We start from the raw sequence: 9,007 nt of genomic DNA, 5'->3' as shown, positions 1-9,007 counted from the left end.
ATTATATACTATATTAAAATATACTCAATAATATTATTAAATTAATATATTAGTATCAATACAAATAACTATGTACAAAAATTATATATTAAGTTCTTCTAAAATTTTTATTGCAAATCTTGCATTTGGATATGTAATAGAGCCCCCACCAATTACACCTATTTTTATTGCTTCTATAATTTCAGCCTTACTTGCTTCAGAGTTGACACATCCCTCTATATGATAGCAAATACATTCATCACAACGACTTAAAATAGAAATTGCTAATCCCATCAATTCTTTATTTTTTTTACTTATAGCTCCCTCAGAATAGGTCTTATCATCAAGACTTCCAAATACTCTAAAAAATTCATCTGTTTCACTTAGTTTCTTATTATATAACTTTCTATATTCTTTCATTTCTTCAAGATTCATGTCTACCTCCTGTGTTTATAAATAATTTTTATAGATTATAATATCACATCATAATTGTATTTTCAATATTAAATATGAATTTTCAACACATAGCTTGATGGGCAAATAACCTTAGAATATATAGTCAATGATGACTTCTTATTTTGAATATTAATTAATTTTCAGAGCTAAAATAAATACCTTAATAAGTTTTCAATTGTCTGTTTTAGCTCTGAAATATATAATATTTAACTAAGTTTTATAAAAATATATAACTATCCTAATTATTTTTAGCTGAATTCTTATATATAAAATAAGAGTATATAAATGGTATCACTACAATCATAATTATTACAAAAGTATTATAAAAAGGAATATTAATAAATGCATTAATAATTAACAATATTCCACCAATAATCCAAAGCCACCCAGCTAAATGATGTGTTTTATTCCAATTTTCTTCATCATTAAGAGTCCATGGTAATTTTATTCCTAATGTATAATTTTGTTTACATTTAGGAATATAGTTTCCAATAAAGAAAATCAATATTCCTGAAAACAATCCTATATAAAAATTTGTCTCTAAAGTAATTCCTATTGAATACATAATCATCATTACTTGTAAAATAACTGAAAGTATAGCAACTCCCCATTTTGAAAAACCTTGAAGTATTTTTGAAAATCCTATTTTTTTAGGTTCATTTTCAAGTCTAAACCATGTATATAGATGAACACATAGCATTAATAATGGTACACCAAAAGCTGCTATAACTTTTGGAGCATAATTATCTGGATTTCCATAATTGTCAAAATGAATTGCAACCTGATCTGGCAATCTATTATAAAAATAAACTGATACAATAAATGGTATAAAACATACTAAAGTTGATAAAACAAATTGTTTATTTATCATTTTTTTCATTATCTTTTTCTCCCTTCTCCATAAATTGTGAAAACCAAAGCATAACTTCCTCAAAAACTGAAGTATTTATCTCATAGAAAATGAAGTTTTTATACTTGGTTTCAAATATGAGCCCTGCCTTTTTTAATTGAGATAGATGATAAGAGATTGTGGCATTTGTCATATTAAATTTTTCACTAATTTCTCCTGCTGACATCTTGTTATCCTTTAGCATAAGTAAGATTTCTCTTCTTACAGGGTCAGAAAGAGCTTTAAACGTTTCTGGAAAACCCAACAATATCACCTCTCTATTTAGAATTTCATCTAAATACAATATAACATAATTAATTATTCATTTCAATAACTATTTAGATATTTTTCTAAATAGTTATTGAAATTATTATATAAATTTTTAAAATTAGTTTTAAATAAAGCAATCTTACTCATAGATTGCTTTATTTAAATACTTTACTTTCAAAAAAATAAAAGGACTTAGAAATAAAACTCTAAGTCCTTTTATTTTATAAACTTTCTTATATTTAAAATATAACGTGCACTATTTATGCAACATATTCATACTTTTCTCTGTATTCTCTTACGGCATCATTCCAAGCTTCTTGTACTGTTACACCTCTTTTATTAGCAATTCTCTGCGCCAGTTCAATTATTTTCATAGCTCTTCTTGATATGTTCATATATATTCCTCCTACAAATTATTATATATTTCATATACATAGATTAAAATTATATTTTTATACTATATAACTTTTCTATTATAATATTACAATTTCCATATGTATTATATATGAACTGCATTAGAAGATAATTAGAATTTTTGTAAAATTTGTATATATTCATATTTGTACAACATTGACCTCATAAAAATCTTAAACTGACTTGAAATATGTATTCTCATATATACTCTAATAAGCATTTAGAAACTACAAACACTTGAAGTTTTTAATAATTAGTATCATATAAAAAAGCCACAACTAATCTAATTACAATGGTTGTAGATTTTTATATAATATAAAAATAATTATAAGAGTTAAAACTATCCAATTAAAACAAGGTCTGGTACATTAACTTTGTGACCATAAACAATGCCATTACTAAAAATATTGGTTTTATCATTTTTGAACCATTTTTTATTGCAACTTTAGCACCTACATAAGCCCCTATTATCATTACTAATGCAAACAACACAGCAATTTTATAATATACTTGACCATTTATCATAAATAATAACAACGAAGTTACGTTGCTTGTTAAGTTTAATATTTTTGTATTTGCTGAAGCATGCAAGAAATCATATCCATATATTTTTATAAATCCAAAAGTTAGAAATGTTCCTGTTCCAGGCCCAAAAAAACCATCATAAAATCCCATTATAAATGCCATAAGCATTCCTAATCTCAAATTTTTCTTATTAATACCTTCAAATCTGTCTTCTTGACCTAAATTTTTAGAAACAAAAGTATAAATTGCCACTATTAAAATCATTAATACAACTAAAACATTTAGTATATTTTCATTTATTGATAATACACATTTTACTCCTAAAATACTACCTATAATAGTAAATGGAACTAACTTTTTTAAAAGTTCATTATTAGTTTTGCCAGATTTTGCATACCTATAAGCACTACTTATACAGCCTGCTGATGCTGCAAATTTGTTTGTACCAATAGCAAGATGTATTGGTACTCCAATAGCCATAAGAACAGGCATACTGATAAGTCCACCTCCACCTGCTATAGAATCTACAAAAGCAGCTATAAAGCCCCCTATACATAAAAAAGTAATTACAAACATAAAATTCCTCCATACATTCTATTTCAATCTCCTTTACAATATATACTTCATACAATTCCTTTTTAAATTTTATTGTTCAATATATTTTTTCTATATTCATTTGGAGTGATCTTATTAAATTTTTTAAATATTTGTGAAAAATAACTGCTATTATTGAAGCCTACTTTCTTGCAAATATCAGCTATACTCATATTCCCATTTTTCAAGTATTTTTTAGATTCTTCTATCCTAAGAATATTTATATACTCAGTTATTGAAATTTTATTCTTTTCATTGAAAATAGAACTTAAATAATTTGGACTTATAAAAAACACCTCAGATATACTATTTAAAGTTATATTTTCTTTATAATATTTTTGTATATATTCGTTTATCTTTTCAATTAAATTTACTTTATCTTTTCTCCAAAATTCTCTATTAATATCAATACATTCTTTAGAAAATTCAAGTAATATATTCCATAGGTCTTCATCACTACTTACAAGTGATATTTCTTTAGTATATTTATTTTTTACGTAATAGATAAGATTTAAATCTTCTAAATCCCTAAGTACTGTTCTAGATAATACGAGTATCACCTCTTGAATAATACTTTTAATATTATTATGTATTTTCTTATTTACCTCTATTAATTTACAAATACCTTCTAAATTCATATTTTTAATTTCTTTCTCAAGAGAAAATTCTAATTCATAAGGATACTCTCCACAGCTAGTATTAAGTATACTAATTCCTACAGGGCTTATAATACACTTTTCTTCTAATATCTTATTATTAGCTCTTTTAAGTGCATCTTCAAGCTTTATCTTCTCTTTTCTATTTTTTAATATTTCCTCATCTTTTATGCTAAGTTGGTTTTCAAAGAACTTTCTTTTTGCTATTTCCTGAATAAAATCAGTTACCATTAGTAAATTTTCTTTTAATACATATAATCTACTTTTAGGATTTAATGGGATTTCACTGTAAATTTTATTTATAGATTTTATATCTATATTTGAGTTATTTGATAATATAGATAACTTTTTATCTATATCAATAGATTTATATATTATAAAATTTCCACATTCTATATATCCAATTATATTTTCTTCTAATACTATAGGTATCTCTAGGCTAGAAACATCATAATCACAATTATATATTTTAGTAAAATTATCGTTATTTATATTTTTATTAAGTTTCCTATTACATATTCTTATGTTTTTGCAAATATTGCAAAATTCAACTTCTCCATTAGTTTCAAATATTTTTTCGTGTTTTGAATCATAAATAGATATTTTAAGCTTTAGTATATTAGATATTTGATTTGCAATATTTTCAATTATATTTATATTAACTAATTCTTGTATATTATTCTCAGAAAACATGATTGGTAATTGTTTTAAGCTCGAAAATTTATAGGGAACATAGGCGATTAATATTATCAAATCATTTTTACCAGTATTTATAATTTCATGTTCTGAATATGGTGGGCAATAGATTATTGATGATTTCCTTATATTAATCTTTCTACCATCAATTATTTGTATTCCTTCTCCTTGAATCACGTATAAAAGTTGTTCTTCACTTAAATGAAAATGTTTTTCTTGACAATTTCCTGGAAAAAATTTTACAACTCCAGCACTAAGTCTATTAGATTGTGTTTTTGATGGCTCATGTATCCATGTAACTTCTCCCCAATTAAATTTTTGCACTTCATATTTACTCGACTCACTAAAATACTCCATATGTTCACCTCTTAGTTCTTGTCTAAATATTTTTTTATTCTTTCAAATGTCTCATTGCTTATAACATGCTCTATTCTACATGCATCCTTTTCAGCTATATTGAATGAAACTCCCAATGTATTTATTAGAAATTTAGTAATTAAAATATGTTTTTCATAAATTTCTTCTGCTTTTTTTCTACCATTCTCAGTTAAAATAATTTCACCATCGAGCATCATTATAATAAGACCACTTTCTTTTAAAATCCCTACAGCTCTACTTACACTTGCTTTACTATAATTTAATTCTTTTGCTATATCAATAGACTTTACAACTCCATTTTTCTTCTCCAAAATCAATATTGTCTCTAAATAATTTTCTCTTGATTCATACATTTCTACTTCCCCCAAGCAATAACAATTCAATTCTAATATTTTTATCATACTAGTTAAAAAAGTATAACTGTATGTTTTAACATCATAATCTAGATTGTTCATATATAATAAAAAAATACTCACTTTTATACTCATAAGTATTTTTATCACTTACATTAATATATCTTATCATAATTTTCTTTTTTATTACATAGAGAAATATCATATAAAATAAAACCCACTTTAGACTTTGATACATAGTGTAAAAATCATTAAAAACAAGAGTTTACATAAATAAATAGACAACATAGTTGAAAAAACTTCATAAAATCAGATATAAATGACAGGAATACTAATTCATTTTCTACACACTATTTTAATTATTATCAAACCATTAATTCTAAGAATCTAATATCAAAAACTAGTATCCTTTTTCTATATTTACTTATCCTCAATAGAAATAGTTATAAGAAGAGCACAAAAAATTATTTCTTAACTGCCTTTTTTTCATTTAGATAAGCTACTTTTTCATCTATTTGCTCCATACAATGTTCCAACACATGTATTTTATTTTGAATATTCTGTTTATATTGCTCAAATAGGCAAATTCTTTTATCTATTGTGTCATCCCCCATATCACAGAAATGAAAACATTCATATATATTCTTTATAGATAAACCTGCCTTTTTAAGTTCTGTAATAAATATCAAACGTTCTACATCCTTTTCTGAAAAGTAACGAACACCACTTGGTTTTCTATTGATAGGAAGTAGTAAACCTTTTTCTTCATAAAAACGGATTGCTGATGGAGAAATTTCAGTTATTTTTGATACCTCAGTCATGGAATATTGCATATTCTTTACCTCCCTAAACTTTTAAATGAATAATAACATTATAAAAATTCCTTTCATAATAGTCAATCAGTAGTCAATAAAAAGTATTGACTTCAAGTTAGGTTGAAGTTGTATAGTTTGAAGTGTAAAAATCAATTGGTAAAAGAAAGGATGATATAAATGAAAAAATATGCAACTATGATTAAAGAAAATTTAAATGCAGGAAAAGTACTTTGCGGGATTGCAGTTTCACTGTCTGATTCAGCTGTAAGTGAATTAGTAGGATTATCTGGATATGATTTTGTCTGGATTGAGGGAGAACATGGAGCTTTAGACCGTAAAGACATTCAGCAACATATGATAGCAGCACATGCTGGTGGTGCTGCTTCTTTGGTTAGAGTGGGAAATAGTGACCCTGCTCTTGTTAGAGCTATAATGGATATGGGGACAGATATTATAGGATTTCCATTTATTAATACAGTACAAGACGCACAAAAAGCAGTATCATTTTGTACCTATCCACCAAAAGGTATAAGAGGATGCAACCCTCAACGTGCTTCTTATTATGGGCGTATGAATTATTTAGACTACATTAAAAATGCAGATAAAGAAACATTGAAAATGATGTTAATTGAACAAAAATCAGGCTATGACAATCTTGAAGAGATAATACAGGTTGATGGTGTTGATATTATAGCACTAGGTCCTGGCGACCTATCTTTAGATCTTGGCTTTGCTGGAGATATGGATAGACCAGAAATAAAAAATATGATTACTCATGCTGCTGAGATATGTAAAAAATATAAAATGCCTTTTATTGTCTTTCCAACAATAGAAAAAACAAGTGTTGAAACATGGGTTAATATTGGTGCAAATATGCTTTGCTTTGCACAAGATACAACTTTTATCACCTCTGCTATCAATCAATTATGGTCTTTTTATGATGAAGTTGTACCAGTTGAAAAACGACATTAAATAATTTGTATTTCTTGTACAATAAATTGAGCACATTATTACTCCTTTTCCTTAGTTTTTTCTATAACACTTATTAAAACTTTCATAAGATTAAATAATTCAGATTATGCAATTTCTACTTAATAAACATACTGCCAGATAACAAATAAAAAATCGTTATCTGGCAGTACTGAATATATGTTGAAGTCAAAACATTAAATATTTTCTCTTTTATAGAATATTCATCACATATGTCATACTATTAATACTTTTTAATGTTATGTATACTAATATTATCATTAGTTTTTAAAAATTAGCTTTTTATAGCATACAAATTTATTCAGCCAACATTTTACCTAATGCAATACAATTATCCTCTGCTTCTCCATCTGGATCTTCCATTGCTGTGATTCCTTCACCACCTATAATTGTAGCACCAGCATTTTGCATACGTTCTTCCCAGTCTCTCATCCATTCACAATTTCCCCAACCATATGAACCAAATAATCCAATCTGTTTACCTGATACCATTGACTCTAATTCTGATACAAATGGTTCCATATAACCTTCTTCTAATTGTTCTGCTCCCATAGATGGGCAACCTAGTGCAAATTTATTTTCTCCTTTTAAATCGCTTGCTTTCAATAAACTTACATCTAGAACCTCTGGTGTTTTACCTTTTGACTTTACACCTTCTGCTACAAAATTTGCCATTTTTTCAGTATTTCCTGTTCCACTCCAATAAACAATATATATTTTACTCATTTTTACCTCCTATGATATTTTTAATCAATTTATAAGTTAGCTATAGCTAACTATAATTTAAAAAATAAAAGATTTCTTTATTTGAAATCTCTTTATTTTTTCTAAATATATAATATCATGCCTAGTTTTAAAAATCAATATTTATTGATAATATTTCTCATTAAATAATTTTTATCATTTACTTAATGACTCGATAGTCTTTATTTTTTATTAGCAAACAAAGGCTATCTTTTACTATTGCCCTTGTATTTATAAAGATTTAAATATAAGTAACCATTTCCTTGTTCTGTTCTAGGTAAACCAAGCGCTCTTGTACACTTTATTAACTGTGCATACAACTCAGCTTCATCAAAATTTCTTTCAAACTCCTCTCTTGCCCACTCTTTAATCAATGCCATTGAACCTGTTACATAGGGTGCACTCATACTAGTACCACTCATAATAGCGAGTTTATTATCCATATAAGTTGATAAAATATTTCTTCCTGGTGCAACTAAATCTATTGTACTATTTGAATTGCTAAATTTCTCAACTAAATAGTTTTCATTTATTGCACCTACTTCTATTACTTCAGGATAACTTGCTGGATAACTATATTCACTTGTACTAGAATCCCCATCTCCATTATTACCAGCTGCACACACTACAGGGATATTATTTTTTACTGCTTGTAAAACAGCATTTTTTAGATTTTTATCATCTTTATTCCCTCCTAGAGACATAGATATAATATCCACCTTGCTACTCACAGCAAAGTTGATAGCATTAATTATACTCTGATATGTCCCAATACCATCTTTATTTAATGCTTTTGCTATTAATAATTTACAATCTGGCGCTACTCCCATAACTTCATTATTATAATTAGATGCTGCTATAATACCTGCTACATGTGTTCCATGTCCATTAAAATCCTCATATATATTTTTATTTCCATTACTATCATCACTGAAATTTGCACCTCCAATAATTTTCCCTTTTAATAGAGGATGAGATGTATCACAACCTGTATCTATTATACCAACTACAACATTTTTACCAGTATAGCCCTCTTCCCACATTCCTTTAGCATTCATTTGTTTTATACCATATGGAAATTTATTCTTTGTTCCTCTTAGATTTTCATTTATCTCATATGGAATTAACTTCATTTTTTTATTCATAATGTATCCCCCTAAAAATTTTATTGCATATAAAAAATTATAAACAAGTTAAAATAATAAACTATAAATTAATAATTTAATTTATAGTTACATGCTTATACTC

General features: G+C 26.2%; 11 protein-coding genes. 1 reads left to right on the top strand and 10 read right to left on the bottom strand.

The features are described 5' to 3' along the window. Window positions 1–81 precede the first annotated feature (81 nt). From KGF50_RS18430 to KGF50_RS18400, 8 genes are all read right to left on the bottom strand, one after another. A complete protein-coding gene (locus KGF50_RS18430; RefSeq protein ID WP_227849413.1) occupies window positions 82–414 on the bottom strand; it encodes a carboxymuconolactone decarboxylase family protein in 333 nt (110 codons plus the stop codon). A 259-nt stretch (window positions 415–673) separates the two neighbouring features. After that, window positions 674–1,315, bottom strand: coding sequence for an SdpI family protein (locus KGF50_RS18425; protein ID WP_227849412.1), 642 nt, complete (start codon window positions 1,313–1,315; stop codon window positions 674–676). Then, a complete protein-coding gene (locus KGF50_RS18420; protein WP_227849411.1) occupies window positions 1,296–1,589 on the bottom strand; it encodes an autorepressor SdpR family transcription factor in 294 nt (97 codons plus the stop codon). The genes KGF50_RS18425 and KGF50_RS18420 overlap by 20 nt, the downstream gene beginning before the upstream one ends. Before the next feature lie 265 nt (window positions 1,590–1,854). Then, window positions 1,855–1,989, bottom strand: coding sequence for a hypothetical protein (locus tag KGF50_RS22420; protein WP_255287792.1), 135 nt, complete (start codon window positions 1,987–1,989; stop codon window positions 1,855–1,857). Between the two features lie 367 nt (window positions 1,990–2,356). After that, a complete protein-coding gene (locus tag KGF50_RS18415; protein ID WP_227435094.1) occupies window positions 2,357–3,109 on the bottom strand; it encodes a sulfite exporter TauE/SafE family protein in 753 nt (250 codons plus the stop codon). A 62-nt stretch (window positions 3,110–3,171) separates the two neighbouring features. Then, window positions 3,172–4,836: a helix-turn-helix domain-containing protein gene (locus KGF50_RS18410; protein WP_227849410.1), complete on the bottom strand. Its 1,665-nt coding sequence runs from the start codon at window positions 4,834–4,836 to the stop codon at window positions 3,172–3,174. A gap of 11 nt (window positions 4,837–4,847) precedes the next feature. Beyond that, a complete protein-coding gene (locus tag KGF50_RS18405) occupies window positions 4,848–5,210 on the bottom strand; it encodes a metal-dependent transcriptional regulator (protein WP_227849409.1) in 363 nt (120 codons plus the stop codon). 464 nt (window positions 5,211–5,674) lie between these two features. Next, complete coding sequence (locus KGF50_RS18400; RefSeq protein WP_227849408.1) at window positions 5,675–6,043, bottom strand: MerR family transcriptional regulator; 369 nt, start codon at window positions 6,041–6,043, stop codon at window positions 5,675–5,677. Window positions 6,044–6,202: 159 nt separating this feature from the next. On the opposite strand from KGF50_RS18400, the gene KGF50_RS18395 reads away from it, so the two are divergent. After that, a complete protein-coding gene (locus tag KGF50_RS18395) occupies window positions 6,203–6,997 on the top strand; it encodes an aldolase/citrate lyase family protein (RefSeq protein ID WP_227849407.1) in 795 nt (264 codons plus the stop codon). 315 nt (window positions 6,998–7,312) lie between these two features. Here KGF50_RS18395 and KGF50_RS18390 read toward each other — a convergent pair whose 3' ends face one another. Together KGF50_RS18390 and KGF50_RS18385 are read right to left on the bottom strand one after the other, a co-directional pair. Continuing rightward, window positions 7,313–7,741 (bottom strand): flavodoxin, encoded by a 429-nt coding sequence (locus KGF50_RS18390; protein ID WP_227849406.1) that lies wholly within the window; start codon window positions 7,739–7,741, stop codon window positions 7,313–7,315. Window positions 7,742–7,965: 224 nt separating this feature from the next. Further along, a complete protein-coding gene (locus KGF50_RS18385; RefSeq protein WP_227849405.1) occupies window positions 7,966–8,904 on the bottom strand; it encodes a S8 family peptidase in 939 nt (312 codons plus the stop codon). Window positions 8,905–9,007: the final 103 nt, after the last annotated feature.

Origin of the sequence: Clostridioides sp. ZZV15-6598 (assembly GCF_020657705.1) — a bacterium.
GTDB classification, from domain to species: domain Bacteria; phylum Bacillota; class Clostridia; order Peptostreptococcales; family Peptostreptococcaceae; genus Clostridioides; species Clostridioides difficile_F.
The sequence above is the reverse complement of the archived record's forward strand: the minus strand, read 5'-3'. Positions and strand labels throughout refer to the sequence as shown.

Coding starts and splice junctions, on each gene's coding strand:
- KGF50_RS18430 (WP_227849413.1), bottom strand. CDS start 414: ATGAATCTTGAAGAAATGAAAGAATATAGAAAGTTATATAATAAGAAA.
- KGF50_RS18425 (WP_227849412.1), bottom strand. CDS start 1,315: ATGAAAAAAATGATAAATAAACAATTTGTTTTATCAACTTTAGTATGT.
- KGF50_RS22420 (WP_255287792.1), bottom strand. CDS start 1,989: ATGAACATATCAAGAAGAGCTATGAAAATAATTGAACTGGCGCAGAGA.
- KGF50_RS18415 (WP_227435094.1), bottom strand. CDS start 3,109: ATGTTTGTAATTACTTTTTTATGTATAGGGGGCTTTATAGCTGCTTTT.
- KGF50_RS18410 (WP_227849410.1), bottom strand. CDS start 4,836: ATGGAGTATTTTAGTGAGTCGAGTAAATATGAAGTGCAAAAATTTAAT.
- KGF50_RS18405 (WP_227849409.1), bottom strand. CDS start 5,210: ATGTATGAATCAAGAGAAAATTATTTAGAGACAATATTGATTTTGGAG.
- KGF50_RS18400 (WP_227849408.1), bottom strand. CDS start 6,043: ATGCAATATTCCATGACTGAGGTATCAAAAATAACTGAAATTTCTCCA.
- KGF50_RS18395 (WP_227849407.1), top strand. CDS start 6,203: ATGAAAAAATATGCAACTATGATTAAAGAAAATTTAAATGCAGGAAAA.
- KGF50_RS18390 (WP_227849406.1), bottom strand. CDS start 7,741: ATGAGTAAAATATATATTGTTTATTGGAGTGGAACAGGAAATACTGAA.
- KGF50_RS18385 (WP_227849405.1), bottom strand. CDS start 8,904: ATGAATAAAAAAATGAAGTTAATTCCATATGAGATAAATGAAAATCTA.